Source organism: Castellaniella sp. (genome assembly GCF_034675905.1).
In the GTDB taxonomy this organism is placed as follows: domain Bacteria; phylum Pseudomonadota; class Gammaproteobacteria; order Burkholderiales; family Burkholderiaceae_B; genus Castellaniella.
In genome coordinates this window covers 642346-666481 of the sequence record NZ_JAUCCV010000010.1, presented here as the reverse complement: position 1 = coordinate 666481, position 24136 = coordinate 642346, and the positions used below count along the sequence as shown (strand labels likewise).

Annotated in this window: 34 protein-coding genes and 1 pseudogene; 13 read left to right on the top strand and 22 right to left on the bottom strand. The window is 64.0% G+C overall.

Annotated elements, in window-relative coordinates:
• The first annotated feature begins 5 nt into the window (after window positions 1-5).
• The 9 genes and pseudogenes from rpmJ (at window position 6) to VDP79_RS13300 (ending at window position 5821) form a co-directional block, all read left to right on the top strand.
• A complete protein-coding gene (gene rpmJ / locus VDP79_RS13340; RefSeq protein ID WP_003805360.1) occupies window positions 6-119 on the top strand; it encodes a 50S ribosomal protein L36 in 114 nt (37 codons plus the stop codon).
• A gap of 33 nt (window positions 120-152) precedes the next feature.
• Window positions 153-518, top strand: a complete 366-nt coding sequence (gene rpsM, locus VDP79_RS13335; protein ID WP_323018664.1) for a 30S ribosomal protein S13 — start codon at window positions 153-155, stop codon at window positions 516-518.
• Window positions 519-530: 12 nt separating this feature from the next.
• Window positions 531-929, top strand: a complete 399-nt coding sequence (gene rpsK / locus VDP79_RS13330; RefSeq protein WP_323018663.1) for a 30S ribosomal protein S11 — start codon at window positions 531-533, stop codon at window positions 927-929.
• Between the two features lie 12 nt (window positions 930-941).
• A complete protein-coding gene (rpsD, locus tag VDP79_RS13325) occupies window positions 942-1565 on the top strand; it encodes a 30S ribosomal protein S4 (RefSeq protein ID WP_323018662.1) in 624 nt (207 codons plus the stop codon).
• Window positions 1566-1743: 178 nt separating this feature from the next.
• Window positions 1744-2745 carry a DNA-directed RNA polymerase subunit alpha gene (locus VDP79_RS13320; RefSeq protein ID WP_323018661.1) on the top strand — a complete coding sequence of 334 codons (1002 nt, stop codon included), beginning with the start codon at window positions 1744-1746 and terminating at the stop codon, window positions 2743-2745.
• Between the two features lie 143 nt (window positions 2746-2888).
• Complete coding sequence (rplQ, locus tag VDP79_RS13315) at window positions 2889-3269, top strand: 50S ribosomal protein L17 (RefSeq protein WP_323018660.1); 381 nt, start codon at window positions 2889-2891, stop codon at window positions 3267-3269.
• 117 nt (window positions 3270-3386) lie between these two features.
• On the top strand, window positions 3387-3815 hold the full coding sequence (cutA, locus tag VDP79_RS13310; protein ID WP_323018659.1) for a divalent-cation tolerance protein CutA: 429 nt from the start codon (window positions 3387-3389) through the stop codon (window positions 3813-3815).
• Window positions 3709-5280: pseudogene (dsbD, locus tag VDP79_RS13305) on the top strand (protein-disulfide reductase DsbD); the annotation flags it as partial. The gene cutA and the pseudogene dsbD, both read left to right, overlap by 107 nt.
• Before the next feature lie 250 nt (window positions 5281-5530).
• Complete coding sequence (locus VDP79_RS13300; protein ID WP_323018658.1) at window positions 5531-5821, top strand: thioredoxin family protein; 291 nt, start codon at window positions 5531-5533, stop codon at window positions 5819-5821.
• A gap of 1 nt (window position 5822) precedes the next feature.
• On the opposite strand, the gene tatC is transcribed toward VDP79_RS13300, so the two are convergent.
• The 21 genes from tatC to VDP79_RS13195 form a co-directional block, all read right to left on the bottom strand.
• Window positions 5823-6623, bottom strand: a complete 801-nt coding sequence (tatC, locus tag VDP79_RS13295; RefSeq protein WP_323018657.1) for a twin-arginine translocase subunit TatC — start codon at window positions 6621-6623, stop codon at window positions 5823-5825.
• A complete protein-coding gene (tatB, locus tag VDP79_RS13290; RefSeq protein WP_416233116.1) occupies window positions 6616-6954 on the bottom strand; it encodes a Sec-independent protein translocase protein TatB in 339 nt (112 codons plus the stop codon). Before tatB ends, tatC begins: the two co-directional genes overlap by 8 nt.
• A gap of 25 nt (window positions 6955-6979) precedes the next feature.
• Complete coding sequence (gene tatA, locus VDP79_RS13285) at window positions 6980-7222, bottom strand: Sec-independent protein translocase subunit TatA (RefSeq protein ID WP_323018656.1); 243 nt, start codon at window positions 7220-7222, stop codon at window positions 6980-6982.
• Between the two features lie 9 nt (window positions 7223-7231).
• Window positions 7232-7600: a histidine triad nucleotide-binding protein gene (locus VDP79_RS13280; RefSeq protein WP_323018960.1), complete on the bottom strand. Its 369-nt coding sequence runs from the start codon at window positions 7598-7600 to the stop codon at window positions 7232-7234.
• A gap of 123 nt (window positions 7601-7723) precedes the next feature.
• Window positions 7724-8077: a phosphoribosyl-ATP diphosphatase gene (locus tag VDP79_RS13275; RefSeq protein ID WP_323018655.1), complete on the bottom strand. Its 354-nt coding sequence runs from the start codon at window positions 8075-8077 to the stop codon at window positions 7724-7726.
• Between the two features lie 39 nt (window positions 8078-8116).
• The gene (hisI, locus tag VDP79_RS13270; protein WP_323018654.1) at window positions 8117-8539 is read right to left on the bottom strand and encodes a phosphoribosyl-AMP cyclohydrolase; all 423 of its coding nucleotides are present in this window, start codon (window positions 8537-8539) and stop codon (window positions 8117-8119) included.
• A complete protein-coding gene (gene hisF, locus VDP79_RS13265) occupies window positions 8536-9339 on the bottom strand; it encodes an imidazole glycerol phosphate synthase subunit HisF (RefSeq protein ID WP_323018653.1) in 804 nt (267 codons plus the stop codon). Before hisF ends, hisI begins: the two co-directional genes overlap by 4 nt.
• Window positions 9336-10109 carry a 1-(5-phosphoribosyl)-5-[(5-phosphoribosylamino)methylideneamino]imidazole-4-carboxamide isomerase gene (gene hisA / locus VDP79_RS13260; protein WP_323018652.1) on the bottom strand — a complete coding sequence of 258 codons (774 nt, stop codon included), beginning with the start codon at window positions 10107-10109 and terminating at the stop codon, window positions 9336-9338. The genes hisF and hisA overlap by 4 nt, the downstream gene beginning before the upstream one ends.
• Window positions 10110-10156: 47 nt before the next feature.
• Window positions 10157-10810 (bottom strand): imidazole glycerol phosphate synthase subunit HisH, encoded by a 654-nt coding sequence (gene hisH, locus VDP79_RS13255; RefSeq protein WP_323018651.1) that lies wholly within the window; start codon window positions 10808-10810, stop codon window positions 10157-10159.
• A 45-nt stretch (window positions 10811-10855) separates the two neighbouring features.
• Window positions 10856-11443: an imidazoleglycerol-phosphate dehydratase HisB gene (gene hisB, locus VDP79_RS13250; RefSeq protein ID WP_323018650.1), complete on the bottom strand. Its 588-nt coding sequence runs from the start codon at window positions 11441-11443 to the stop codon at window positions 10856-10858.
• Window positions 11444-11480: 37 nt separating this feature from the next.
• Complete coding sequence (hisD, locus tag VDP79_RS13245) at window positions 11481-12788, bottom strand: histidinol dehydrogenase (protein ID WP_323018649.1); 1308 nt, start codon at window positions 12786-12788, stop codon at window positions 11481-11483.
• Between the two features lie 57 nt (window positions 12789-12845).
• Window positions 12846-13511, bottom strand: coding sequence for an ATP phosphoribosyltransferase (hisG, locus tag VDP79_RS13240; protein WP_323018648.1), 666 nt, complete (start codon window positions 13509-13511; stop codon window positions 12846-12848).
• Between the two features lie 10 nt (window positions 13512-13521).
• Window positions 13522-14775 carry a UDP-N-acetylglucosamine 1-carboxyvinyltransferase gene (gene murA, locus VDP79_RS13235; RefSeq protein WP_323018647.1) on the bottom strand — a complete coding sequence of 418 codons (1254 nt, stop codon included), beginning with the start codon at window positions 14773-14775 and terminating at the stop codon, window positions 13522-13524.
• On the bottom strand, window positions 14768-15022 hold the full coding sequence (locus VDP79_RS13230; RefSeq protein ID WP_323018646.1) for a BolA family protein: 255 nt from the start codon (window positions 15020-15022) through the stop codon (window positions 14768-14770). The genes murA and VDP79_RS13230 overlap by 8 nt, the downstream gene beginning before the upstream one ends.
• Window positions 15023-15025: 3 nt before the next feature.
• A complete protein-coding gene (locus VDP79_RS13225) occupies window positions 15026-15817 on the bottom strand; it encodes an ABC transporter permease (protein WP_323018645.1) in 792 nt (263 codons plus the stop codon).
• Complete coding sequence (locus tag VDP79_RS13220; protein WP_323018959.1) at window positions 15814-16605, bottom strand: ABC transporter ATP-binding protein; 792 nt, start codon at window positions 16603-16605, stop codon at window positions 15814-15816. Before VDP79_RS13220 ends, VDP79_RS13225 begins: the two co-directional genes overlap by 4 nt.
• 88 nt (window positions 16606-16693) lie before the next feature.
• A complete protein-coding gene (locus tag VDP79_RS13215; protein WP_323018958.1) occupies window positions 16694-17344 on the bottom strand; it encodes an ABC transporter substrate-binding protein in 651 nt (216 codons plus the stop codon).
• A gap of 81 nt (window positions 17345-17425) precedes the next feature.
• On the bottom strand, window positions 17426-18256 hold the full coding sequence (locus VDP79_RS13210) for a VacJ family lipoprotein (protein ID WP_323018644.1): 831 nt from the start codon (window positions 18254-18256) through the stop codon (window positions 17426-17428).
• A 32-nt stretch (window positions 18257-18288) separates the two neighbouring features.
• Entirely contained in the window at window positions 18289-18783 is a 495-nt protein-coding gene (gene mlaD, locus VDP79_RS13205; protein ID WP_323018643.1) for an outer membrane lipid asymmetry maintenance protein MlaD, read from the bottom strand.
• A 10-nt stretch (window positions 18784-18793) separates the two neighbouring features.
• Complete coding sequence (mlaE, locus tag VDP79_RS13200; RefSeq protein ID WP_323018642.1) at window positions 18794-19582, bottom strand: lipid asymmetry maintenance ABC transporter permease subunit MlaE; 789 nt, start codon at window positions 19580-19582, stop codon at window positions 18794-18796.
• Window positions 19579-20403, bottom strand: a complete 825-nt coding sequence (locus VDP79_RS13195) for an ABC transporter ATP-binding protein (protein WP_323018641.1) — start codon at window positions 20401-20403, stop codon at window positions 19579-19581. Before VDP79_RS13195 ends, mlaE begins: the two co-directional genes overlap by 4 nt.
• A 185-nt stretch (window positions 20404-20588) precedes the next feature.
• Between VDP79_RS13195 and VDP79_RS13190 the strand changes: the two genes are divergently transcribed.
• The 4 genes from VDP79_RS13190 (at window position 20589) to VDP79_RS13175 (ending at window position 22639) form a co-directional block, all read left to right on the top strand.
• A complete protein-coding gene (locus VDP79_RS13190; protein WP_323018640.1) occupies window positions 20589-21134 on the top strand; it encodes an RNA polymerase sigma factor in 546 nt (181 codons plus the stop codon).
• Between the two features lie 11 nt (window positions 21135-21145).
• A complete protein-coding gene (locus tag VDP79_RS13185; RefSeq protein WP_323018639.1) occupies window positions 21146-21595 on the top strand; it encodes a zf-HC2 domain-containing protein in 450 nt (149 codons plus the stop codon).
• Window positions 21592-22053, top strand: coding sequence for a Spy/CpxP family protein refolding chaperone (locus VDP79_RS13180; RefSeq protein ID WP_323018638.1), 462 nt, complete (start codon window positions 21592-21594; stop codon window positions 22051-22053). Before VDP79_RS13185 ends, VDP79_RS13180 begins: the two co-directional genes overlap by 4 nt.
• A gap of 91 nt (window positions 22054-22144) precedes the next feature.
• Complete coding sequence (locus VDP79_RS13175) at window positions 22145-22639, top strand: hypothetical protein (RefSeq protein WP_323018637.1); 495 nt, start codon at window positions 22145-22147, stop codon at window positions 22637-22639.
• Window positions 22640-22666: 27 nt separating this feature from the next.
• Here VDP79_RS13175 and VDP79_RS13170 read toward each other — a convergent pair whose 3' ends face one another.
• Complete coding sequence (locus tag VDP79_RS13170; RefSeq protein ID WP_323018636.1) at window positions 22667-24130, bottom strand: glutamate synthase subunit beta; 1464 nt, start codon at window positions 24128-24130, stop codon at window positions 22667-22669.
• Between the last annotated feature and the right edge of the window lie 6 nt (window positions 24131-24136).

Here is a 24136-nt window from a genome sequence, read left to right as displayed (position 1 = left end):
ATCCCATGAAGGTAATGGCATCGGTAAAGCGGATCTGCCGCAACTGCAAAATCATCAAACGTCACGGTGTGGTGCGAGTTATCTGCACCGACCCGCGTCATAAGCAACGCCAAGGCTAAGGCCGGGCATCACGGATTTCACGAGGAACAGTCATGGCCCGTATTGCTGGCATTAATATTCCGCCGCATCAACACGCCGAGATCGGCTTGACCGCGATTTTCGGCATCGGCCGTTCGCGCGCCCGCAAGATCTGCGAAGCGACCGGCATCGAATATTCCAAAAAGATCAAGGACCTGAGCGACGCAGAGTTGGAAAAGGTCCGCGAACAGGTGCATTCCTTTACAGTGGAAGGCGACCTGCGTCGTGAAGTGCAGCTGTCGATCAAGCGTCTGATCGACCTGGGCACGTATCGTGGCATGCGCCACAAACGTGGCCTGCCGGTGCGCGGTCAGCGTACTCGCACGAACGCTCGCACCCGCAAGGGGCCGCGTCGCGCAGCAGCGTCCCTGAAGAAATAAATAGGAATCAACATGGCCAAAGCACAAGCCGGCGCCTCGCGCGTCCGCAAGAAAGTCAAGAAAAGCGTGTCGGACGGGATTGCTCACGTTCACGCGTCTTTCAACAATACCATCATCACCATCACCGACCGCCAGGGCAATGCTCTGTCGTGGGCGACGTCTGGTGGCGCAGGCTTCAAGGGTTCGCGTAAATCGACCCCGTTTGCAGCCCAGGTTGCTGCTGAGTCCGCCGGCCGCGTGGCCCAGGAATACGGCATCAAGACGCTGGAAGTTCGCATCAAGGGCCCCGGCCCCGGTCGCGAATCGTCTGTGCGTGCCTTGAATGCCTTGGGGATCAAGATCTCCAGCATTTCCGACATCACGCCCGTGCCGCACAACGGCTGCCGTCCGCCCAAGCGTCGTCGTATCTAAGGGGAGCACATCTTGGCTCGTTATATTGGACCCAAATGCAAGCTTTCGCGTCGCGAAGGCACCGATCTGTTCCTGAAGAGCGCCCGCCGTTCGCTGGATTCCAAGTGCAAACTGGAATCCAAGCCCGGTCAGCATGGCCGTACTTCGGGTTCCCGCACTTCCGACTTCGGTCTGCAGCTGCGTGAAAAGCAGAAACTCAAGCGCATGTACGGCGTGCTGGAAAAGCAATTCCGCCGCTACTTCGTGGAAGCCGAACGCCGCCGCGGCAACACCGGCGAGACGCTGATCCAGCTGCTGGAATCGCGTCTGGACAACGTCGTCTATCGTATGGGCTTTGGCTCGACGCGCGCCGAGGCTCGCCAGCTGGTGAACCACCGCGCCATCGAACTGAACGGCCACACTGCCGACATCGCTTCGATGCTGGTCAAGTCCGGTGATGTGATCTCGATTCGTGAAAAGGCCAAGAGCCAGATCCGCATCAAGGAATCTCTGGACCTGGCGACCGGCAACGGTCTGCCCCAGTGGGTGGACGTCGACGCCGGCAAGCTGTCGGGCGTCTTCAAGCAGGCCCCGGATCGCGCTGACGTCGCTCATGACGTGAACGAATCCATGGTCGTGGAATTGTATTCCCGCTGATCGATTCCGGCGGCCTTGCGCCGCCATGCGGTCCCCGGCTTCAGCCGGGGGGCGCGAATCAGCCCACGCTCAGGCATCTGCCCGAGGCGGGCTGTCGTCTTGCTCCGGTTTTTGCCGGTCCTTCATTCCCGTCAGCCTTATCGGTGTAACGAGCCGAGGGTATTGAAAAGGAACAGTTATGTCTGCACAAGGTTTTCTCAAGCCCCGTACCATTACCGTGGAGTCCCTGGGCGCCAATCACGCCAAGGTCATCATGGAGCCTTTCGAGCGTGGCTATGGTCACACATTGGGCAACGCCCTGCGCCGCATCCTGCTGTCGTCCATGACCGGCTATGCGCCGACCGAGGTTCAGATCAGCGGTGTCGTGCATGAATATTCCACGATCGCCGGTGTGCGTGAAGACGTGGTGGATGTCCTGCTGAACCTCAAGGGCGTGGTGTTCAAGCTGCACAATCGTGAAGAAGTCACGCTGCAACTGAACAAGCAAGGTCCTGGTGAAATCCGTGCGCGTGACATCGAACTGCCGCATGACGTCGAAATCGTCAATCCGGATCATCTGATCGCCACGCTGACCGACAATGGCCGCATCGAAATGCAGATCAAGGTCGAACAGGGCCGCGGCTATGTGCCGGGCAATGTGCGCGCCTTGACCGATGATCGGTCCGCCACCATCGGCCAGATCGTGCTGGATGCGTCCTTCAGCCCGGTGCGCCGCGTCAGCTACGCGGTCGAAAACGCACGGGTGGAACAGCGCACCGACCTGGACAAGCTGGTGCTGGATGTGCTGACCAATGGCGTCATCAGCCCTGAAGAGGCCGTGCGCCAGTCGGCTCGCATCCTGATGGATCAGGTGTCGGTGTTCGTGTCCCTGGCGGACAAGGACGCGGGTCAGCTGACGACCAGCAGCCTGCCGATGGGCGGTCAATCCGCGCCGATCGATCCGGTGCTGCTGCGCCCGGTCGACGACCTGGAATTGACGGTGCGTTCGGCCAACTGCCTGAAGGCCGAAAACATCTACTATATCGGCGATCTGATCCAGCGCACTGAAAATGAGCTGCTGAAGACCCCGAACCTGGGTCGCAAGTCGCTCAACGAAATCAAGGAAGTCCTGGCTGCACGCGGCCTGACTCTGGGCATGAAGCTGGAAAACTGGCCCCCCGTCGGGCTGGAGCGTCCGTAATTCGACCGGCATAGGGCGGGGGCATTCCCGCCCGTGCTAAAATTTTGCGCCTGTCCGGGTTCCGGGCATGCGTTTTCAACCCACCCGGGCCGCGCCTTGTGCGATAGAAGATCCGGGTTTCAGATTCAAACAAGGAAATTATCATGCGTCATCGTAGCGGTCTTCGCAAACTGAACCGTACCAGCAGCCATCGCCTGGCCATGTTTCGCAACATGGCTGTGTCCCTGCTGACCCACGAAGCCATCAAAACCACGCTGCCCAAGGCCAAGGAATTGCGCCGTGTGGTGGAACCGCTGATCACCCTGGGCAAGAACCCCACGCTGGCCAACCGCCGCCTGGCCTTCGCCCGCCTGCGTGATCGCGACGTCGTGACCAAGCTGTTCAACGACATCGGACCGCGCTTTGCCGCCCGCAATGGCGGCTATACCCGTGTGCTGAAGATGGGCTTCCGTCAGGGCGACAACGCCCCCATGGCCTATATGGAACTGGTGGACCGCCCCGAGACCGACGCCGCTGCCGAATAAGGTTTGCGGCGAGCGGGCGCCAAGCCCGCTTCTTGCCGGATGTCTGCAAGGCCCGATGCGCAAGCTTCGGGCCTTTTTGCATGTAAAATCAAAAGGATTTGTCCATCGGGATTTACCATGTCTATTGCTGACCGACCGTCTGCGGGTCCAGATGCCTCTGCGGCAAGCGGCTCGATCAGAGGCCTGCGGCGCCAGGATGGTGCGCCGACCGATGCCGTCGTGGTGTTGTCCACTGCGCCCGATGTCTTGCTGGCCAAGCGCATTGCGCATGTCTTGGTCGAGGAATCCCTGGTCGCTTGCGCCCAGGTCGGCGGGGCGATGACATCCATGTATCTTTGGCAGGGAAAACTGGAAGGCTGCGAGGAAATTCCGCTCAGCTTCAAGACTACGGCAACCGTATTGCCGGCGCTGTATCGGCGCCTATGCGAACTGCATCCCTATGAAATTCCTGAGTTCCTGGTGCTGGGGGTGCCGGCAGGCAGTGCGGCCTATCTGGACTGGGTCATTCAGGGCGCAGCCGGGCCTGTCGAGCCGCCGCTTTCCTGATGGTTTACCGGCTCGCATCCGCCGAGTCCGTTTTGCAAGAGATGGTGTTATGAAGAAGTTCCTGTACCTGTTGCTGGCTGGCCTGATGGTGATCGGCATCGCGGGTCAGAGCTGGGCGAACGAGGATTTCCTGGATCCGGAAAAGGCCTTCATCGCTGCGGTGGCGATGCCGGATGCGCAGACGCTGGATGTGCACTACGCCATTGCGCCAGCCTATTACATGTACCAGGAACGCTTCGAGGTGCGGATCGAAGACGCCAATGGTCAGTTGCTGCTGTTCAGGCCGTCGACTCTGACGCCGCCCGAGGCGGAAACCCGGCAGCCAGCCTGGACTCAGCCACTGGTGCTGCCCAAGGGACAGGTGAAGTACGACCCCACTTTTGAACAGGACATGGAAGTCTTCCATGGGGGCGTGACGCTGCGAGCGCCTTTGCAAGGCGGTGCGGCAGCGCCTTTGCACGTGACGGTGACGGGGCAGGGGTGCGCAGACGCCGGATTGTGCTATCCGCCCATGACGTTGCAATTCACACTGGCGGCTCAGGGGGATGGCTATCAAGCCCAGGGGCCGTTGGTGCGAGATCAGGTGCCTGCGCCGCAGGATGAGATCGCGGTGAAGGCGCCGGGCAATCCGGCCACTGCGTCGACCAGCGCCGCCGGGGATTCCTGGCTGGACCTGGGTGATGTGGGCATGGCTGCCTGGCTGCATCAAGCGCCTTTGTGGCAGATCCTGGGCCTGAGCCTGCTGTTCGGCGTGCTGCTGTCGCTGACCCCGTGTGTACTGCCCATGGTGCCTATCCTGTTGGCCATCCTGGCGGGCAAAGGCCAGCAGACCGTCAGCCGTCGCAGGGGCCTGGGACTGGCAGCCGTCTATGTGCTGGGCATGTCTGTTGTCTATACCGTGCTGGGGGTGATTGCTGGCCTGTTAGGGGCCGGTCTGGCGGCATGGCTGCAATCGCCGTGGGTGCTGGGGATCTTTGCCGCGCTGCTGGCCTTGTTCGCCCTGGCGATGCTGGATGTCTTTACCTTGCAGGCGCCGGTGGGCGTCCAGTCTCGCTTGCAGGCCTGGATGCAGACCCTGCCAGGTGGGCAGACCGGCGGCGTTTTCCTGATGGGCATGGTGTCGGCGCTGATCGTCGGGCCGTGCGTGGCTGCTCCCTTGGCGGGCGTGTTGCTGTTCATCTCCCAGACGGGGGATGTGGTGATCGGCGCGACTGCCTTGTTCGCCATGGCCTGGGGCGAAGGGCTGCTGCTGTTGCTGGTAGGCGCCGGAGCTGGCGCCTTGCTGCCGCGCGCCGGAGCCTGGATGACGCCGCTGAAGGCGATTTTTGGTCTGCTGCTGCTGGCGACGGCCTGGTGGATGGCGTTGCCGCTGCTGGACGGTGTCGTGTCAGTGACCGGCTGGATCCTGTTGGCAATCTGGGCCGCCCTGGTGCTGTGGGGGGCCAGCGGAACCCAGGCGGACGCTGCCCTGCTGAAGCCCCTGCGGCTGCTGGTCCGGACGCTGGCCCTGATGCTGGCTATGTGGGGGCTGGCGCAGGGCGCTGGCCTGTTGGCAGGCGGCCGTGACATGCTGCGGCCATTGGCGCCGTTTGCCGACGTGTCGGCCGGCGGCGTAGCCGCTGTACCGGGCCCTGAAGCCATCCGCGCCCGGTTTGCGTCCGGTGACATCATTGGCGGATCTGGATGCGCGATTGGCGGCGGCGGATCGCCCGGTGATGCTGGATTTCTATGCGGACTGGTGCGTGTCTTGTCTGGAGATGGAAAAGTTCACGTTCAGCGATCCCCGCGTGGCGGCGCGCATGAGCCAGATGATTCTGCTGCAGGCGGATGTGACGCGGATGACGGCGGATGACCGTGCCCTGCTGGCGCGATTCAATCTGTTCGGGCCGCCCGGCATCCTGTTTTTTGACCGCCGGGGCGGTTTGCTGGCGGATGCGCGGGTCGTGGGTTTCAAACGGGCCGATGCGTTCCTGCAGGTGCAGGAACGCGTGCTGGGCGCACCGTGAATCAGGGTTCGTCTTGCGGCGTGACGGCGCTGCTGGCCTGATCCGCCGGGTCTTCTTCTGCGGGTTTGCTCTTTTCCAGCGCGGCCCCGGCCAGGATGCCGATTTCGTACAGCAGGCATAGCGGTGCGGCCAACAGGATCTGGCTGAGCACATCCGGCGGAGTGACCACTGCCGCCAGCACAAAGGCGCCCACGACCACATAGCCGCGGATTTCGCGGAGTTTCTTGACCGTGACCAGACCTGTCTTGACTAGCAGGACAACGGCCACGGGGACCTCGAACGTCACGCCGAAGGCCAGGAACATGGTCAGGACGAAGTTGACGTAGGCTTCGATATCCGGCGCCGGGGTGATCGACTGCGGCGCAAAATGGGCGATGAAGCTGAAGACCGTGTGAAACACCACGAAATAGCAGAATGCCATCCCCAGCAAAAACAGAAAGGTGCTGGAAATGATCAGCGGCACTGCCAGACGCTGTTCATGGCGGTACAGGCCGGGGGCGACAAAGGCCCAGGCCTGATACAGCACGTAGGGCAGGGACAGCACGAAGGCCGCCAGCAGGGTGACTTTGATCGGCACCATGAATGGCGTGATCACGCCAGTGGCGATCATGCGGGTGCCTTCGGGCAGCGAAGACAGCATGGGTTGCGCCAGGATGTCGTAGATCGCTGAAGGCCCCGGGTACAGGAACAGCACCACGAAAATACCCAGCACAGCCACGACGGCATGCAGCAGGCGGGTGCGCAGTTCCATCAGGTGGGAAATGAACGTGTCCTGGGTAGTGGCGTCGGATGCGTCAGTCATCTTTCTTTACGTCGAGGGCCTTGCGGGCTTCGTCCAGAGAATCCTGGATGGCCTGCGTCGGCTGGGTGACAGCGGATTTCAAATCGTCCACGGACGAAGTCATCGAAGTTTGCACGGAACGGGCGGCATCTTCCATCTGGTGCTTGATGTCGCCGATATCCTTCAGGTCCATTTCCTTTTGGATATCGGATTTGACTTCGTTGACGTAGCGCTGGGCCCGCCCCAGCAAGTGCCCGATCGTACGGGCGACTTTGGGCAGGCGTTCGGGACCGATGACGATCAGCGCAATCACGCCGATCAGCATCAGTTCGCTGAAGCTGACATCAAACATGGTGTTTCCGGTTCAGTGTGCGGGGTCAGGCGTCGTTTTTTTCACGCGCCTGGACGTCCACGGTGTTGGAGTCCTGGACCTGTTGGGCTACCGCCGGTTTTTCCTCGGGTTCGGCGCCATCGGCCTGCTGGGCGTCTTTCATGCCCTTTTTGAAGCCCTTGACGGCTCCGCCGAGGTCTTCGCCGATGTTGCGCAGTTTTTTGGTGCCGAAAATCAGGGCGACGATGACCAGTACGATCAACCAGTGCCAGATGCTGAAACTACCCATGAGAGCTCCTTAGGCGGCGGGCGCCGCGCGTTTTGACCAGGGGCGAGAGCCGCCCAGAATGTGAAAATGCAGGTGATCGATTTCTTGGCCGCCTTCGGCGCCGGTATTGGCGACCAGCCGGAAGCCGCCTTCGGGCAGCGGGTTGCAGCCGTTGTCGGCGGCCAGTGCCGGGACCAGCTGCAGCATGCGGGCCAGCCAGGCGCCGTCCTGAGGGGCGGTGTCAGCCAAGGAGGCGACATGATGTTTGGGGATCAGCAGCAGATGCACCGGGGCCGCGGGATTGATGTCGTGGAAGGCGAGAAATTCATCGTCTTCGTGCACGATGCGCGCTGGGATCTCGTGCCGGGCGATTTTACAAAACAGGCAGTCGTGGCTCATATTCGATAAGACGGGGCTGGACATCGGTCCACTCAACCTCGTATGTTGCCACAATTTCCCTGGCGTTGTGCTGAGCGGGCGGGTGACGGCCCGGCAGTAAAGGGTATGCCCTTAGTGCGCCGGCTAGTCCTTGGGCCGTGAGGCTTTTTCCGCCAGCCCGGAAAGGCCCTCGCGGCGGGCGAGTTCGGCCAGCACGTCTTCAGGGCGCAGATTGAAGTGCGTCAGCGCCACCAGACAGTGAAACCACAGGTCGGCGGTTTCGGCCACGATCCGGTCGGGGTGGCCGTCTTTGGCTGCCATGACCAGTTCGGTGGCTTCTTCGCCGATCTTCTTCAGGAAGGCATCGGGGCCTTTGGCGAGCAGTTTGGCGGTGTAGGACGTATCGGGATTGCCGCCGCGATCCGGCCGACGGGAGGCCAGGGTGTCGGCCAGCCGGGCCAGGGTGTCGGAAGGAGAAGGCGTGTGGGCGGAATTCATGGCAGCGGAATCAGAAAAAGGCGCAGATCCGATGAGGGATCAGGCGTGCGGAGTGTGATAGATCGTGCTGGGGTCTTTCAGGACGGGGTCCTGCACGGCCCAAGCCGGTTCGGCGCCCTGTTGATCCAGACTGCGGAAAAAACAGCGCTCGCGCCCGGTATGGCAGGCGATGCCGCCGACCTGTGTGATCTTCAGCAGCAGCACGTCGCCGTCGCAATCCAGGCGGATGTCATGGACCTGCTGCACGTGGCCGGATTCTTCGCCCTTGCGCCACAGGCGCTGGCGGGATCGCGAAAAATACACGGCGCAGCCAGTGCGCACGGTTTCCTGGACAGCTTCGGCATTCATCCAGGCCATCATCAGCACCGTGCCGGTGCCGGCATCCTGGGCGATGGCGGGAATCAGGCCTTGATCGTCGAAGCGCAGGGCGGACAGCCAGGCGGGGGAGGACGGATTGCTCATCGCCGGACCCGGATGCCCTGGGCCGCCAGGAAATCTTTGGCCTCGGCCAGAGTGTGCTGGCCGAAATGGAAGATGCTGGCTGCCAGCACGGCGCTGGCGTGGCCTTGTGTGACGCCGTCAGCCAGGTGCTGCAGGCTGCCTACGCCGCCCGAGGCGATCACGGGGATGGGGACGGCATCGGCCACGGCGCGGGTCAGTTCCAGGTCGAACCCGGACTTGGTGCCGTCGCGGTCCATGCTGGTCAGCAGCAGTTCGCCGGCGCCCAGGCCGGCCATGCGGCAGGCCCATTGCACGGCGTCCAGCCCTGTGCCCTTGCGCCCGCCGTGGGTAAAGATTTCCCAGCGCGGGGTTTCGCCAGGGGCGGATACCCGCCGGGCGTCCAGGGCGACGACGATGCATTGAGAGCCGTGGTGGCTGGCGGCTTCGGCCACCAGATCGGGACGGGCGACGGCGGCGCTGTTGATCGAGACCTTGTCGGCGCCGGCATCCAGCAGTCGTTGGATATCGGATACCTGGCGCACGCCGCCGCCGACGGTCAGCGGAATGAACACCTGACGGGCAACGGATTCGATGATGGGCAGAATCAGATCGCGGTCGTCCGAGGTCGCCGTGATGTCCAGGAAGGTCAGTTCGTCCGCGCCTTGCTCGTCATAGCGGCGGGCGATTTCCACCGGGTCGCCGGCGTCGGTCAGGTTGACGAAGTTGACGCCTTTGACGACCCGGCCTGCATTGACGTCCAGGCAGGGGATGATGCGGCAGCACAGGCTGGACGTATCGGTGGCGGTGGTGTCAGTCGTCATGCGGACGGCTCGGCTTCGGCTTCGTCGTCGGGGTCGCAGAGCGTATCGGCCAATTCCTGTGCTTCAGTGAAGTTCAGGGCGCCTTCGTAGATGCTGCGGCCCAGGATGGCGCCATCGATCCCCTGGCCGGTCACGGCGCACAGGGCGCGGATGTCGTCCAGCGAGGCGACCCCGCCCGAGGCGATGACCGGGATGCGGACCTGTTGCGCCAGGTGCACGGTGGCTTCGATGTTGACGCCGCTGAGCATGCCGTCGCGACCGATATCGGTATAGATGATCGATTCGCAGCCGTAGTCTTCGAATTTGCGGGCGAGGTCGGCCACATCGTGACGGGTCAGTTTGGACCAGCCGTCGGTGGCGACTTTGCCGTCGCGGGCGTCCAGGCCGACGATGATGTGGCCCGGAAAGGCGGAACACGCGTCACTGAGAAAGCCCGGATCCTTGACGGCGGCGGTGCCGATGATGACGTAGGAAATACCGTTGTCCAGATAGTATTCGACCGTGTTCAGATCACGGATGCCGCCGCCGATCTGGATCGGGATGTCTTCGTCGGTGGCGTCCACGATGGCCTGGATGGCGGCGCGGTTGCGCGGCTTGCCCGCGACGGCGCCGTTGAGGTCCACCAGATGCAGGCGGCGAGCGCCCTGGTCGGCCCATTGGATGGCCATGGCGGCCGGATCTTCGGAAAAGACAGTGGCGTCAGCCAAGTCGCCTTGGCGCAGGCGCACGCAGCGGCCGTCTTGGAGGTCGATGGCAGGAATCAGGAGCATGGTCGTCGTGTCAGTGCAGAGAGGATAGGGAACACCGAGGGTGAAGATCAGGGCTGCCAGCGGCTGAAGTTGCGGTAGATCCGCAGACCGGGCGCAGCGCTCTTTTCTGGGTGGAACTGTACGGCAAAAATATTGTCGGCGGCAATCGCGCAGCAGAAATCCTGCCCGTAACGGCTGGTGGCGGCCGTCAGGGACGCGTCATCCGGCTGGGCATAGTAGCTGTGCACGAAGTAAAACGGGGTGTCTTGGGCGACGCCATCCCACAGGGGATGGGGGCGGGTCTGGGTCACGGTGTTCCAGCCCATATGGGGCACTTTCAGGCGCTGGGCCGCCGTGTCGTCATGGGCGGGCAATTGAAAGGCCGGCCCCTGAAAGCGGCGCACGCGGCCGGCGAACAGGCCCAGTCCGGGGGTATCGCCTTCGTCGCTGGCGTCAAACAGCATCTGTTCGCCCACGCAGACGCCCAGCAGCGGTTTTTCGCGGGCGGCTTGCAGGACCGCGTCACGCAGGCCCGAGGAATCCAGCGTACGCATGCAGTCCGGCATGGCGCCCTGACCGGGGAAGACAATGCGGTCGGCGGCCAGGATGTCGGCGGCCTGGCGAGCGATGCGGATGTCTTGATCCGGGGCGGCGGCCTGCAGGGCGCGGGCGACCGAGTGGAAATTACCCATGCCGTAGTCGACGATGGCGATGCGAGTCACGATGCGGGAATCCTGGGTGGGTGGCGGTCTGGATCGGCGGGGTGTTTAGAGCGCGCCCTTGGTCGAGGGGATCGTGCCGCCGGCGCGGGGGTCGACTTCGGTGGCCATGCGCAAGGCGCGGCCAAAGGCCTTGAAGATGGTCTCGCACTGGTGGTGGGCGTTTTCCCCGCGCAGATTGTCGATATGCACGGTCGCCAGGGCATGGTTCACGAAGCCTTGGAAGAATTCCCGGGCCAGATCCACGTCAAAGGCGCCGATGCGCGCGCGGGCGTAATCCACGTGGTAGAACAGGCCGGGACGCCCGGACAGGTCCACCACCACACGGGAAAGCGATTCATCCAGCGGTACATAGGCGTGGCCGTAGCGGCGCAGACCGGCTTTGTTGCCGGCTGCCGCCGCAAAGGCCTGGCCCAGCGTGATGCCGACGTCTTCGACGCTGTGGTGGTCATCGATGTGGGTGTCGCCGTCGCAATGGATGTCCAGGTCGAACAGGCCGTGGCGGGCGATCTGGTCCAGCATGTGGTCCAGAAACGGGACGCCGGTATTCAGGGTGCGGGCGCCCGTGCCGTCCAGATTGACGGTGACTCGGATGCGGGTTTCCTGGGTGTTGCGTTCGATGGTGGCAGTGCGCATGGCGGGGGTTGATCCTGATCGGTCGGGCGGGGCGGCTTCAGGCCGGTGTATTCAGGCGCAGCGAGGCGCTGGCGGCGTGGGCGTGCAGGCCTTCGCCGGTGGCCAGGGTGGCGGCAATGCGGCCCAGCGTCTGGGCGCCGTCCGCCGAGACCTGGATCAGGCTGCTGCGCTTCTGGAAATCATACACGCCCAGGGGTGAGGAAAAGCGGGCGGTGCGGGCGGTGGGCAGGACATGGTTGGGTCCGGCGCAGTAATCGCCCAGGGATTCGGAACTGTAAGCGCCCAGAAAAATGGCGCCGGCGTGGCGGATCTGCGGCAGCAGCGTCTGCGGGTCGCGGGTGGAGATTTCCAGGTGTTCAGGCGCGATGCGGTTGACGATGGCACAGGCCTGGTCCAGGTCGGCCGTCTGGATCAGGGCGCCGCGATTGGCCAGGCTGACGCGCAGGATGTCGGCGCGGGGCTGGTCGGGCAACAGGCGTTCGATGGCGGCGTAGACGGCGTCCAGGTAGGCGGCGTCCGGACACAGCAGAATAGCCTGGGCGAGTTCGTCGTGCTCGGCTTGGGAAAACAGGTCGATGGCCAGCCAGTCGGCGGGTGTGCTGCCGTCGGCCACGATCAGGATTTCGGACGGACCGGCGATCATGTCGATGCCGACCGTGCCGAAGACGCGGCGTTTGGCAGCCGCCACATAGGCGTTGCCCGGCCCCACGATCTTGTCCACGGCGGGCAGGGTCTGTGTGCCGTAGGCCAGGGCGCCGACGGCCTGGGCGCCGCCGATGGCGAAGACCCGGTCGACGCCGCCCAGCGCGGCGGCAGCCAGCACCATCGGATTGCGCACGCCCCCAGGGGTGGGCGTGACCATGATGAGTTCCGGCACGCCCGCGACCTTGGCCGGAATGGCGTTCATCAACACGGACGAAGGGTAGGCGGCCTTGCCGCCCGGCACATACAGGCCCACGCGGTCCAGCGGGGTGATCTGCTGGCCCAGCATCGTGCCGTCGGGTTCTGTGTAGGTCCAGGTCTCGGCGCGTTGGTGTTCGTGGTAGCGGCGCACCCGGTCGGCGGCGGATTCCAGTGCTGCGCGTTGATCGGCAGGCAGGGTGTCCAGCGCCGATTGCCAGTCGGCGCGGGGGACTTCCAATGCGGCCAGTTGGCCGGCCTGCACCCGGTCGAAGCGGGCGGTGTAGTCGAGCACCGCCGCGTCGCCGCGCGTTTGCACGTCGTGCAGGATGTCGCGCACCGTGGATTCAATGGTTTCGTCCTGCGAGGCATCGTAGGCCAGCAGGCGGGTCAGGTCCGCGTCGAAATCAGCGGAGCGGGCATCCAGGCGGTTGATCAGAGACATGACGGCAACAAGGGTGTAAAGGCCTATCTTACCGAATTTGCACGGTGGCGGCGGGCGTCAGGCCATTTGTACGGAGGCCTGGGCGAAGGCGTCCAGAAACGGCTGCAGGCGCGGGCCATGCATTTTCAGGGCGGCCTGGTTGACGATCAGGCGCGACGAGATCTGGCGGATTTCTTCGACTTCGACCAGATGGTTGGCGCGCAGCGTGCCGCCCGAGGACACCAGATCGACGATGGCGTCGGCCAGTCCGACCAGCGGCGCCAGTTCCATGGAGCCGTAGAGCTTGATGATATCCACGTGCACGCCTTTGGCGGCAAAGTGTTCGCGGGCGGCGCGCACGTATTTGGTGGCGATGCGCAGACGCGAACCCTGGCGCACGGCGGTCTGGTAATCGAAGCCTTCGGGGGCGGCGACGCACAGGCGGCAGCGGGCGATGTTCAGATCGGTGGGCTGGTACAGGCCGCCGGGATGCTGGGCCATGTGTTCGTGCAGCACGTCCTTGCCGGCAATGCCGAAATCCGCCGCGCCGTATTGCACGTAGGTGGGCACGTCGGAGGCGCGCACGATGATGATGCGCAGGGCGTCGGAATCGGTCGGCAGGATCAGCTTGCGCGAGGTTTCCGGGTTTTCCGGCACGCCCACGCCTGCCGCCGCCAGCAAGGGCAGGGTTTCTTCGAAGATGCGGCCTTTGGACAGGGCCAGGGTCAGCGGGGCTTGTGCCATGTGCGGTTGCCTATTGAATACGTTGGATGTCTGCGCCCAGCGCCTGGAGCTTGTGTTCCATGCGTTCGTAGCCCCGGTCCAGGTGATAGATGCGTTCGACCGTGGTCTGGCCCTGGGCGGCCAGGCCGGCGATGACCAGGCTGGCGGAGGCGCGCAAGTCCGTGGCCATGACGGTGGCGCCCAGCAGGTTCTCGTGTCCCTGAACGACGGCGGTGTGGCCGTCGATTTCGATGTCGGCCCCCATGCGGCAGAGTTCCTGCACGTGCATGTAGCGGTTTTCAAAGATGTTTTCGGTGATGACGGCGGTGCCGTCGGCCAGCGTGTTCAGCGCCATCAGCTGCGCCTGCATGTCGGTGGGAAAGCCGGGGTATTCGCTGGTGCGAAAGCCGGTGGCGCGGGGGCGGGCGGTCATGCGGGCGCGGATCCAGTCCGGTCCGGTGGTGATCTCCAGCCCGGCGTCGCGCAGCTTGTCCAGCACAGCGCCCAGGGTGTCGGGCGCGGCGCGGCGCAAGGTGATATCGCCGCCCGTGGCGGCCACGGCGCACAAAAAGGTGCCGGCTTCGATGCGGTCCGGCACCACCTGGTGGTGCGCGCCGTGCAGGCGTTCGACGCCTTCGATGGTGATGCGGTCCGTGCCGTGGCCTTCGATGTGGGCGCCCATGGCGATCAGCAGGCGGGCGAGATCCACGACTTCGGGTTCGCAGGCTGCGTTTTCCAGGACGGTCCGGCCTTCGGCCAGAGTGGCGGCCATCAGCAGGTTTTCAGTGCCGGTCACCGTGACCATATCGGTCAGGATGTTGGCGCCGCGCAGGCGGTCGGCTTCGGCGACCACGAAACCATGGTCGATGTGAATACGGGCGCCCATGGCGGCCAGACCCTTGATGTGCTGATCCACGGGGCGCTGGCCGATGGCGCAGCCGCCCGGCAAGCTGACGCGGGCGCGACCAAAGCGCGCCAGCAACGGCCCCAGCACCAGGATGGAGGCCCGCATGGTTTTCACCAATTCGTAGGGGGCTTCCTGGCTGTGGAGCTGGTCTGCCTGCAGCGTGACCTGTTCGTCGCCGGGGCGGTGGGTGCGCACCCCCATGCGTTCCAGCAGCGTCAGGGTGGTGCCGATGTCGCGCAGCGCGGGGATGTTGTTCAGCACCAGCGCTTCATCGGTCAGCAGCGCGGCGCACAGAATCGGCAGGGCGGCGTTTTTCGCGCCGGAGATGGTGACTTCTCCGTGCAGCGGGCGGCCGCCCTGAATCAGGAGTTTATCCATTGTTTTCCTGGGCGGCGGCGTATTCCGCCGGGGTGAGGTTGCGCATCGACAGGGCGTGGATTTCCGCTCGCATGCGGTCGCCCAGCGCCTGATAGACGGTGCGGTGGCGGGTCAGGGTGTTCTGGCCTTCGAAGGCTTTGCTGACGATCAGGGCCTCGAAGTGGGCGCCATCGCCATAGACTTCCAGGTGCTCGCATTCCAGGTGGTCGGCGATGTACTGGCGGACGTGTTCGGGGGTCGGCTGCATGGCTTAACTCCGTAATTTGTAGCCCCGCGCCAGCAGGCGCAAGGCGAACAGGCTCAGGACCACGGCGACGGACAGCACGACGGCCAGTCCATGCCAGGGCGAAACGTCGGATACGGCGAAAAAGCCGTAGCGGAATCCGTCGATCATGTAGAACACCGGATTCCAGCCCGACACGGTCTGCCAGAAGGGCGGCAGGCTGTGGATGGAATAGAACACGCCGGATAGAAAAGTCGCCGGCACGATCAAAAAATTCTGGAAGGCGGCCAACTGATCGAATTTTTCCGACCACAGGCCGGCGATCAAGCCCAAGGTGCCCAGGATCCAACAGGACAGAATGGCGAAGACCAGCAGCCAGACGGGTTCCGTGACCGGCAGGCGCATGAAAAACAGGGCTACCGCCCAGATACAGGCGCCGACGACCAGGCCGCGCACGACGGCTGCCACCAGATAGGCGGAGAAGATCTGCCGATGTGAAAAGGGCGGCAGCAGCACGAAGATCAGGTTGCCCGTGATGCGGCTCTGGATCAGGGACGAGGACGGGTTGGCAAAGCTGTTTTGCAGCATGCTCATCATGATCAAGCCGGGGATCAGGAAGGCGGTGTAGGACAGGCTGCCGTAGACCTGTACGCGGTCTTCCAGCACATGGGAAAAGATCAGCAGGTAGAGCAAGGCCGTCACGACGGGCGCGGCGATGGTCTGCGTGCCGACCTTCCAGAAACGCATCAGTTCCTTGTGCAGCAGGGTCGGGAAACCGGAACCCATGGCAGGGCGGACCTGTGAGACGGGGCGGATCATAGCTCGGCCTCTAGCAAAGAATCGTCGTGCATGATGTGCACAAAGGCGTCTTCCAGGCCGGCGCCGCCGAACCGGGCCATCAGGGCCTGGGTGGTGTCCAGCGCCACGAGGCGGCCGGATTTCAGCATGGCTACGCGTCCGCACAGGGATTCGGCTTCTTCCAGATAGTGCGTGGTCAGCAAAATGGTATGGCCCGCCTGGTTCAGGCGGGTGATGAAATCCCACAGCGTGCGGCGCAGGTCGACGTCGACGCCTGCCGTGGGTTCGTCCAGCACAATGACGGGCGGGCGGTGCACCAATGCCTGGGCGACCAGCACGCGGCGTTTCATGCCGCCCGACAGGGCGCGCATATTGGTGTCGGCCTTGTCCAGCAGGCCCAGATTGTCCAGAATCTCGTCGATCCAGTCGTCATTGCGCCGCAGGCCGAAATAGCCGGACTGCAGGCGCAGGGTTTCGCGGACGGTGAAAAAGGGGTCGTAGACGAGTTCCTGGGGGACGACGCCCAGGGATTGGCGGGCGCGGCGGAAATCGGCGACGACGTCGAAATCGCATACCCGCGCGCTGCCTTTAGTGGCGTGCGCCAGGCCGGCCAGGATGGAAATCAGGGTGGTTTTGCCCGCGCCGTTGGGGCCCAGCAGGCCGAAGATTTCACCGTGTTCGACGGTCAGGCTGACATCGTGCAGCGCCTGAAATCCAGTGGGTGCGGGGCGGCCCATCAACCGGTCGCGCAGCGACAGGCGAGCAGGGGCGTAGATTTTGGAGACGTGTTGCAGATCGAGAGCGGGCATGGGCAGGCAATGGCGCTTCGAAATGAGCGCCATCGGGCATTATAAGCGGTGAACCGGGAATGTTGCCTGGGCGTGCTAAGCCCGCGCCCTACTGCCCGCTTTTTGCGTTCAAGGCCTTGATCAGCCCGTCGATGCCGTTGCGGTTGATTTCCTGGGCGAACTGGTTGCGGTAGTTCTGGATCAGCCAGATGCCCTCGACGTTCAGGTCATAGACTTTCCAGCCTGTATCGGTCTGGCCCATCCGGTAATCCACCCCGATGGCCGGACTGTTGGGCTGAGAGACCGTCGTGCGCACGACTGCGTCGTCAGCCTGCGCATCGCCCCGAAACGGCAGCAATGTGATGACCGTGTCAGGCGTCACGCGCGTGAAGGCCCCGCTGTAAGTACGGATCAGCGTGCCGGTGAAGGCCTGGACCAGGGCGCCTTGTTGCGCAGCGGATGCCTGGCGCCAGTAGCGACCGGCCGCCAGGCGCGTTGTCTTGTTCATGTCCACATAGGGCAGTGCATATTGGCGCACCAGGGCCGTGATGTGGCTGACGTCGCCTTTCAGGGCCAGGGGATCTGCCTTGACGGCGTCCAGCATATTATTGGCCACCGCCCCCAGGAACACATCGGGCGCGGCCTTGGGATCGACGGGGTGTTCAGCCTGTGCGGCGGGCAGAAAGCCCAGCGCCAGCACGGCGCCCAGCAGGCAGGCCTGAAGGCTGCGGTACAGATTGGCAAGAGAAAAGCGAGTCATCATTCGAAGCTCCAGCGCGTCGGATGGGATGTCCGGCGCCAGTGTGTCGCCGGTCCGGCGAAAGCGGGGCCGGCCAGGGGGTTAGTGGGCGGTATCGGCTTCCGGGTCGTCGTATACGGGCAGGTTGTCTGCGGGCATCTGGTTCAGCGAGTCTTCGGTGCTGGCGCGCTCGCTTTGCGCCCGGCTGTCCAGCATCGCTTTGCGGCGTTGCAGGTAGGCATCGCGGATGAAGCTGTATTTATCCAGTGCGATCTGGTCCACCAGGCGTTCGGCTTCCAGCAGATTGGCGCGGGTATCCACGATGTACAGGCCCAGAATCGAATTACGAACCGGGACATCGTCGATGGCAAAGACGGCGGCGGTCGGCGTCACGGGGGCGACCAGTGTGACGGCGGTGCCGACCCCGTCGCGTACCGTGCTGGGTCCCAGGAAAGGCAGGACGAAGTAGGGCCCCTGGCCAAAGCCCCAGACGCCCAGGGTCATGCCGAAGTCGTTGGGAATCTTGCGGGCGCCATGCATCGATGCGATGTCGATACAGCCGCCCAGGCCGGCGGTGGAGTTGAACAGCACCCGCCCGAAGGTATCGACGAAGTCGCGCCCGCGGCCTTGCAGCAGGCTGTTGATGCCTGACCAGACATCACCCAGATTGCTGAAGATATTGTGGACACAGGTGCGCACGGGGCGCGGCGTGACGGTCTCGTAGCCGGTGGCGATGGGCTTGAGGACCGCGCGATCCAGGGTGTCGTTGAAGCTGTACATGCCCCGGTTGTAGGATTCCCACGGATCGTTGGGCGAGGGGTGGGGTACCTGGGCGCAGCCTGCCAACAAGGCCACGGCTGCCAGGGCCAGGACGGTGCGCGTCGTGCGGCTGCTGCGGGGCGAAGAGGGGCGTGCGGGGGCTGTCGTTGTCATGGGGTATCTAAATGATAAGGGGGCGGTCGACGTCAGTGGGTTGCGGCGGCGGCAGGTGCTGCGGCAGAGCCTTCTTTTTCAGCCGAGTTATACAGGAATTTGCTGATCAGGTCTTCCAGGACGACGGCGGACTGCGTGAACTGGATGGCGCCGCCGTCGGCCAGGTGCTTGTCCTCGCCGCCCGGCGTCAGGCCGATGTACTGTTCGCCCAGCAGCCCCGAGGTCAGGATCGATGCCGATGTATCGGTCGGGAATTGATAGGTTTTTTCCAGATCCAGGACGACGGTGGCTTGGAAACGCTGGTTGTCGAAGCCGATCGATGCCACGCGCCCGACGACGACGCCGCTGCTTTTGATCGGCGCGCGGACCTTCAGGCCGCCGACATTGTCGAAATACGCCTGGACCCGGTAGGTGGGCGCAAAAGAAAAGGAGCTCATGTTGCCGGCCCGCAGCGCCAGGAACACCAGGGCGATCAGGCCCAGCAGAATGAACAGTCCTACCCAGAAATCGGTTTTTTCGCGTGTCATGAAATGATCCTTAGTGCGCAAACATCAGCGCCGTCAGCAGGAAATCCAGCCCCAGTACGGCCAATGCGCCGCTGACGACCGTGCGCGTCGTGGCGCGTGATACCCCTTCTGGGGTGGGCAAGGCGGTCCAGCCCTGGTGCAGTGCAATGAGCGTGACCACGATGCCGAATACCAGGCTCTTGATGACGCCATTGAGGACATCGTCGATGACATCCACCCCGCCTTGCATCTGCGACCAGAAGGCGCCCGGGTCGATGCCGATCAGCACGACGCCGACGAACCAGCCGCCCAGGATGCCGACCATGGAAAAGACCGCCGCCAGCACCGGCATGGCGATGACGCCGCCCCAGAAGCGCGGCGTCAGTACCCGCCGGATCGGGTCGACGGCCATGACTTCCATGGCGGACAGTTGTTCGCCGGCCTTCATCAGGCCGATCTCGGCGGTCAGCGAGGTGCCGGCGCGACCGGCAAACAGCAGGGCGGTCACCACCGGCCCCAGTTCGCGGGTGAGCGATAGCGCCACCAGCAGACCCAGGGCTTCTTCCGAACCGTAGCGGTTCAGGGTGTAGTAACCCTGCAACCCCAGCACGAAGCCCACAAACAGGCCCGAGACGCTGATGATCAGCAGCGAGTAGTTGCCGATGAAGTGCACTTGTTGGGAGACCAGCCCTGGCCGGCGCCACAGGATGTTGCTGCGGGCCAGGATGGCTGAAAACAGGCGGGCGAATGCCCCCAGGCCTGTCAGCATGGCGACGACGCCATGCCCCAGCGCTGCGATGCGGCGCGATAGCGCGTTCATGCCGTCCCCCGTCGGGCCGCCAGCCAGCGTTCGAAAGCCGGGGTCAGCGGATAGTGAAAGCCGATCGGGCCGTCAGGCCGCCCCTGCAGGAATTGCTGCTGCAGGTAGTCGTCCTGGGAAGCGGAGAGTTCCGCCGGTGCGCCTTGGGCCATCAGGCGGCCCTGGCCGATCAGGTAGACCTGATCGACGATGGCAAAGGATTCCGCCACGTCGTGGGTGATCAGGATGGAGGCGCAGCCCAGCTTGTCCGTCATGTCGCGGATCAGCTGCGCCGTGATGCCCAGGGAAATCGGGTCCAGGCCGGCGAAGGGTTCGTCGTACAGGATCAGTTCGGGTTCCAGGACGACAGCGCGCGCCAGGGCCACGCGCCGCGCCATGCCGCCGGAGATCTCGGCGATGCGCAGGTGGGCCGCGTGTCGCAGGCCAACGGCCTGCAGCTTGTCCAGCACGCGATCCAGGATCTGTTGTTCGGAAATGCAGGTGTGTTCGCGCAAGGGGAAGGCGACGTTTTCAAACACGTCCAGATCCGTGAACAGGGCGCCGCCCTGAAACAGCACCCCCATGCGCTGGCGGACTTCGCGCAGCGGTTCGCCCTGCAGTCCGGTCATGTGGCGGCCAAAGACGGTGATGTCGCCTGCCTGGGCCTGCAGTTGGCCGGTGACGGCGCGCAGCAGCGTGGTCTTGCCCGACCCCGAGCCGCCCATCATGGCCACGACCTGTCCCGGCATGACCTGCAGGTCGATGTCGCGCAGCACTGTGAATTCGCCGTAGCCCAGCGAGACGCCGGCGAAAGTCACGAGAGGGTCGGGGGGCGTGGTCATGGCAATGGATCTGGCCTTTAGATATCAAGGGAATTGTACCTGCTATGCCGTTTTTCCATGCGAGCGGCGCAGTGGGCAGTGTCCGCCGCCGTGGTATTGCGCGGGCCAGGACGCCCAGGTGCGCACGCTATCATCGCAGGTGCAGGGAACTTTTCCCGGCGCCGTGCGTTGGAGCTTGTGTGAGTATGGATGCCGACCCTGACGATACCCAATATGCGCTGCGTGCCGGCGCTGGGGATCGGCATGCCTTTTCATGGCTGGTCAAACGCCATCAAGGGGGCGTGCATCGCTATCTGACGCGGATGACCGGCATCCCCGAGACGGCGCGCGAACTGGCGCAGGATACTTTTGTACGGGCGTTCCAGGCGCTTCCGTCATGGCGGCCGGAAGCCCGGTTCCGGACCTGGCTGTTTCGCATTGCGCACAATCTGGCGCTGGATCACCTGCGCCGGGCAAAACGCGTGACCTTCGAGCCGCTGGATGAGGCCTTGGAGACGCCGGACGCGGCGCCGGGACCCGAGCAGCGCCTGGAATCCCTGCAGCGAGTTCGGCAGTTGGAGGCTGCGCTGGCCGAGCTGCCGGCGGCGCACCGTGACATCCTGCTGCTGCGAGAAATCGAGGAGATGTCCTACGAGGACATCGCTCGGACCCTGGAACTGAATCTGGGTACCGTCAGGTCCCGGCTTGCCCGGGCGAGAGCCGCCCTGCTGGCAGTCCTGCGACATCAATAAAGGAGAAATCCATGCCTTGCCCCAGAACCGCCTTGCTGTCAGCCTGCCTGGATCCGGAATGGATCGGCGCGCGCCGGGAGCTGATGACGGCGCATGTCCAACGCTGTCCGATCTGCGCGGCAGAGCTGAATGTCTTGCGCGCTTTATCCGCAGAACTGCAGGCTTTGCCTTCCCCGGCGCTGGGGCAGGATTTTTCCCGTCCATATGCGGCAGCGCCATCCGCTCGGCGGCGCGTCTGGCCGTCCCGCGCCTGGCAGCGCTGGAGAACCTGGATGCCTCTGGGTGTGACGGCAGCGGCATCGCTGATGGCGGGGGTGGGCCTGGCCGACCTGTCCTGGACGCCAGTTGCGCCATCGCGCCCGGTGGCGGTGGAGATGCGTTTGGGGCTTTTCAGCCCGGTGCCGCCGGGCGGCTTGTGTGCGGCCGCTGAACTGTGTGGAACACCGAAGGAGCCGTCATGACATCCCGGATGATGAAAACCTTGTGCATTCTGTCTCTGGCCCTGAATGTGGGCTTTGTCGGCATGGCTGCTTACCGGTATGGGTCGGTGGCCGGCGGAGAGCAGCACGCGCCGTCAACCGCCCTGGCGGACCGTCTGGGGCTGGATGCAAGTCAGCGGGCGGCCTGGGATGCGCTGGAGCCTCCTTTCCTGCAGGACCTGGCAGCCAATTGGGCGGATATCCGCGTGCTGCGTCAGACCTTGCTGGATGAGATTTTTGCGGATCAGCCGGACCGGCAGAAGCTGTCCGGCTTGCAAACGCGTATTGCAGCTTTGCAGGATGGTCAGCAAAAGCGCGTGATCGCGCAGCTGCTGGCCGAGCGTGATGTGCTGAATGCCGGTCAGCAGTCCGCGCTCAAAGCGCTGCTGTTGCAGGAATATGGCGAGCAGGCATCTCAGGCGGAACATCTGCATCGCTAGCGCTCTGTCTGCGGGGGGAACTTTTTTCAGGCTGGCGCGTTGATAGAGGTGTCATATCGACATTTCCATGAATTTAGACAGGAATCGACGCATGAAAACGCATTTCTCCCATCTTGCCCTGACGCTGGCATTGGCGGCCCCCCTGACCATTGCAAGCGGGCCGGCCTTTGCCGCCGATGCCCACCAGCATGATGCGGCGTCCGCCACCCCTCTGACGCTGAATCACGGCCAGAAATGGGAAACCGACGCAGCTTTGCGTCTGGCCATGGGGAAACTGACGCAGGCCGTAGATACGGCGCTGCCTGCTGCGCATGCGGGCACGCTGGGCGACGCGCAATATGATGCGCTGGGCGTGCAGGCCAAGCAGGAATTCGCCTATATCGTCGAGCACTGCAAGCTCGCCCCCGAAGCCGATGCCGCCTTGCACGTCATCCTGGCGGACATGATCGGCGGCGCCGAAGCGGTGGGCGGCAAACAAACCGGGCAATCACGCGCATCGGGGGTGGTGCAGCTGGCGCAGTCGCTGAACCGCTATGGCGAGTACTTTGATCATCCCGGCTGGAAGGACATCAGCATTCCGCATTGATCCTTCCCGTCCCGCTGCTGCGTGCATTCAGCGCGGCAGCTGCGACGCCCCCATCAGGTATTCATCCACGGATCGCGCGCACTGGCGGCCTTCGCGGATGGCCCAGACCACCAGAGACTGGCCGCGCCGCATGTCGCCGGCGGCGAATACCTTGGCGCGTGAGCTGCAGTAGTCGTCGGTATTGGCCTGCACATTGCCGCGGCTGCTGACATCGACGCCGAAGGCGTCCAGCACCGAACGCACCGGCGAGACGAAACCCATGGCCAGCAGCACCAGATCGGCCTGGATGTCGAAACGGGAATCCTTGACCTCGCGCATCTTCATCTGGCCGGTGGCCTTGTCCTTCAGCCATTCCAGACGCGTGGCGACCAGTTTGTCGACCTTGCCGCCCTTGCCTTCGAAGGCCTGGGTGCCCACGGCCCAGTCGCGCTGGCAGCCTTCCTCGTGCGAGGACGAAGTGCGCAGCTTGATCGGCCAGTAGGGCCAGGAAAGCATCTTGTTTTCTTCTTCCGGCGGGCGGAACATCAGTTCAAATTGCGTGACCGACGCCGCGCCCTGGCGGTTGCTGGTGCCCACGCAGTCGGATCCGGTGTCGCCGCCGCCGATCACCACCACATGCTTGCCTTTGGCATTGATGGGTTTGGCGATGCGGTCGCCGTGATTGATCTTGTTTTGCTGGCGCAGAAAGTCCATGGCGAAATGCACGCCGCGCAGCTCGCGCCCGGGCACGGGCAGGTCGCGGGGCTGTTCGCTGCCGCCCGCCAGCACCACGGCATCGTGGTGAGCCAGCAGTTCGTCGGGGGTGATGACGGTCAGGCCGTCATCGGCGTCTTCCGCCCGACCGATGTAGGTGGAGGGGAAGAACTCCACGCCTTCGGATTCCATTTGCGCCAGGCGCCGGTCGATATGGGTTTTTTCCAGCTTGAAATCGGGGATGCCGTAGCGCAGCAGTCCGCCGATGCGGTTGCTCTTTTCATAGACCGACACGCTGTGGCCGGCGCGGGCCAGTTGCTGGGCGCAGGCCAGGCCGGCGGGGCCGGAACCGACGACGGCGACTTTCTTGCCGGTCTTGCGCGCCGGGGGTTGAGGGACGACCCAGCCTTCCTGCCAGCCGCGCTCGATGATGGTGTGTTCGATGGATTTGATGCCCACCGCCGTGTCGTTCAGGTTCAGGGTGCAGGCGGCCTCGCAGGGGGCGGGGCAGATGCGGCCCGTGAATTCCGGGAAGTTGTTGGTCGACAGCAAAGTATCCAGGGCGCGCTTCCAGTCCTGCCGGTAGACCAGGTCGTTCCAGTCGGGGATGATGTTGTTGACCGGACAGGCGTGGGTGCAGAATGGCACGCCGCAGTCCATGCAGCGGGCGCCCTGGATGCGGGCTTCCTCGTTCGTCAGCGGCGGGACGAATTCCTTCCAGTGGCGCAGGCGGCTTTCGGGGGCCTCGTAGACCGGCTTGATCCGGTCGAACTCCATGAAACCAGTGATTTTTCCCATGATGCG

What these genes read in the sequence shown, in the direction of transcription:
- rpmJ (WP_003805360.1), top strand. Translation starts at nt 6, where the DNA reads ATGAAGGTAATGGCATCGGTAAAGCGGATCTGCCGCAACTGCAAAATC.
- rpsM (WP_323018664.1), top strand. Translation starts at nt 153, where the DNA reads ATGGCCCGTATTGCTGGCATTAATATTCCGCCGCATCAACACGCCGAG.
- rpsK (WP_323018663.1), top strand. Translation starts at nt 531, where the DNA reads ATGGCCAAAGCACAAGCCGGCGCCTCGCGCGTCCGCAAGAAAGTCAAG.
- VDP79_RS13320 (WP_323018661.1), top strand. Translation starts at nt 1,744, where the DNA reads ATGTCTGCACAAGGTTTTCTCAAGCCCCGTACCATTACCGTGGAGTCC.
- rplQ (WP_323018660.1), top strand. Translation starts at nt 2,889, where the DNA reads ATGCGTCATCGTAGCGGTCTTCGCAAACTGAACCGTACCAGCAGCCAT.
- cutA (WP_323018659.1), top strand. Translation starts at nt 3,387, where the DNA reads ATGTCTATTGCTGACCGACCGTCTGCGGGTCCAGATGCCTCTGCGGCA.
- VDP79_RS13300 (WP_323018658.1), top strand. Translation starts at nt 5,531, where the DNA reads ATGCTGGATTTCTATGCGGACTGGTGCGTGTCTTGTCTGGAGATGGAA.
- tatC (WP_323018657.1), bottom strand. Translation starts at nt 6,623, where the DNA reads ATGACTGACGCATCCGACGCCACTACCCAGGACACGTTCATTTCCCAC.
- tatB (WP_416233116.1), bottom strand. Translation starts at nt 6,954, where the DNA reads ATGTTTGATGTCAGCTTCAGCGAACTGATGCTGATCGGCGTGATTGCG.
- tatA (WP_323018656.1), bottom strand. Translation starts at nt 7,222, where the DNA reads ATGGGTAGTTTCAGCATCTGGCACTGGTTGATCGTACTGGTCATCGTC.
- VDP79_RS13280 (WP_323018960.1), bottom strand. Translation starts at nt 7,600, where the DNA reads ATGAGCCACGACTGCCTGTTTTGTAAAATCGCCCGGCACGAGATCCCA.
- VDP79_RS13275 (WP_323018655.1), bottom strand. Translation starts at nt 8,077, where the DNA reads ATGAATTCCGCCCACACGCCTTCTCCTTCCGACACCCTGGCCCGGCTG.
- hisI (WP_323018654.1), bottom strand. Translation starts at nt 8,539, where the DNA reads ATGAGCAATCCGTCCTCCCCCGCCTGGCTGTCCGCCCTGCGCTTCGAC.
- hisF (WP_323018653.1), bottom strand. Translation starts at nt 9,339, where the DNA reads ATGACGACTGACACCACCGCCACCGATACGTCCAGCCTGTGCTGCCGC.
- hisA (WP_323018652.1), bottom strand. Translation starts at nt 10,109, where the DNA reads ATGCTCCTGATTCCTGCCATCGACCTCCAAGACGGCCGCTGCGTGCGC.
- hisB (WP_323018650.1), bottom strand. Translation starts at nt 11,443, where the DNA reads ATGCGCACTGCCACCATCGAACGCAACACCCAGGAAACCCGCATCCGA.
- hisD (WP_323018649.1), bottom strand. Translation starts at nt 12,788, where the DNA reads ATGTCTCTGATCAACCGCCTGGATGCCCGCTCCGCTGATTTCGACGCG.
- hisG (WP_323018648.1), bottom strand. Translation starts at nt 13,511, where the DNA reads ATGGCACAAGCCCCGCTGACCCTGGCCCTGTCCAAAGGCCGCATCTTC.
- murA (WP_323018647.1), bottom strand. Translation starts at nt 14,775, where the DNA reads ATGGATAAACTCCTGATTCAGGGCGGCCGCCCGCTGCACGGAGAAGTC.
- VDP79_RS13230 (WP_323018646.1), bottom strand. Translation starts at nt 15,022, where the DNA reads ATGCAGCCGACCCCCGAACACGTCCGCCAGTACATCGCCGACCACCTG.
- VDP79_RS13225 (WP_323018645.1), bottom strand. Translation starts at nt 15,817, where the DNA reads ATGATCCGCCCCGTCTCACAGGTCCGCCCTGCCATGGGTTCCGGTTTC.
- VDP79_RS13220 (WP_323018959.1), bottom strand. Translation starts at nt 16,605, where the DNA reads ATGCCCGCTCTCGATCTGCAACACGTCTCCAAAATCTACGCCCCTGCT.
- VDP79_RS13215 (WP_323018958.1), bottom strand. Translation starts at nt 17,344, where the DNA reads ATGACTCGCTTTTCTCTTGCCAATCTGTACCGCAGCCTTCAGGCCTGC.
- VDP79_RS13210 (WP_323018644.1), bottom strand. Translation starts at nt 18,256, where the DNA reads ATGACAACGACAGCCCCCGCACGCCCCTCTTCGCCCCGCAGCAGCCGC.
- mlaD (WP_323018643.1), bottom strand. Translation starts at nt 18,783, where the DNA reads ATGACACGCGAAAAAACCGATTTCTGGGTAGGACTGTTCATTCTGCTG.
- mlaE (WP_323018642.1), bottom strand. Translation starts at nt 19,582, where the DNA reads ATGAACGCGCTATCGCGCCGCATCGCAGCGCTGGGGCATGGCGTCGTC.
- VDP79_RS13195 (WP_323018641.1), bottom strand. Translation starts at nt 20,403, where the DNA reads ATGACCACGCCCCCCGACCCTCTCGTGACTTTCGCCGGCGTCTCGCTG.
- VDP79_RS13190 (WP_323018640.1), top strand. Translation starts at nt 20,589, where the DNA reads ATGGATGCCGACCCTGACGATACCCAATATGCGCTGCGTGCCGGCGCT.
- VDP79_RS13185 (WP_323018639.1), top strand. Translation starts at nt 21,146, where the DNA reads ATGCCTTGCCCCAGAACCGCCTTGCTGTCAGCCTGCCTGGATCCGGAA.
- VDP79_RS13180 (WP_323018638.1), top strand. Translation starts at nt 21,592, where the DNA reads ATGACATCCCGGATGATGAAAACCTTGTGCATTCTGTCTCTGGCCCTG.
- VDP79_RS13175 (WP_323018637.1), top strand. Translation starts at nt 22,145, where the DNA reads ATGAAAACGCATTTCTCCCATCTTGCCCTGACGCTGGCATTGGCGGCC.
- VDP79_RS13170 (WP_323018636.1), bottom strand. Translation starts at nt 24,130, where the DNA reads ATGGGAAAAATCACTGGTTTCATGGAGTTCGACCGGATCAAGCCGGTC.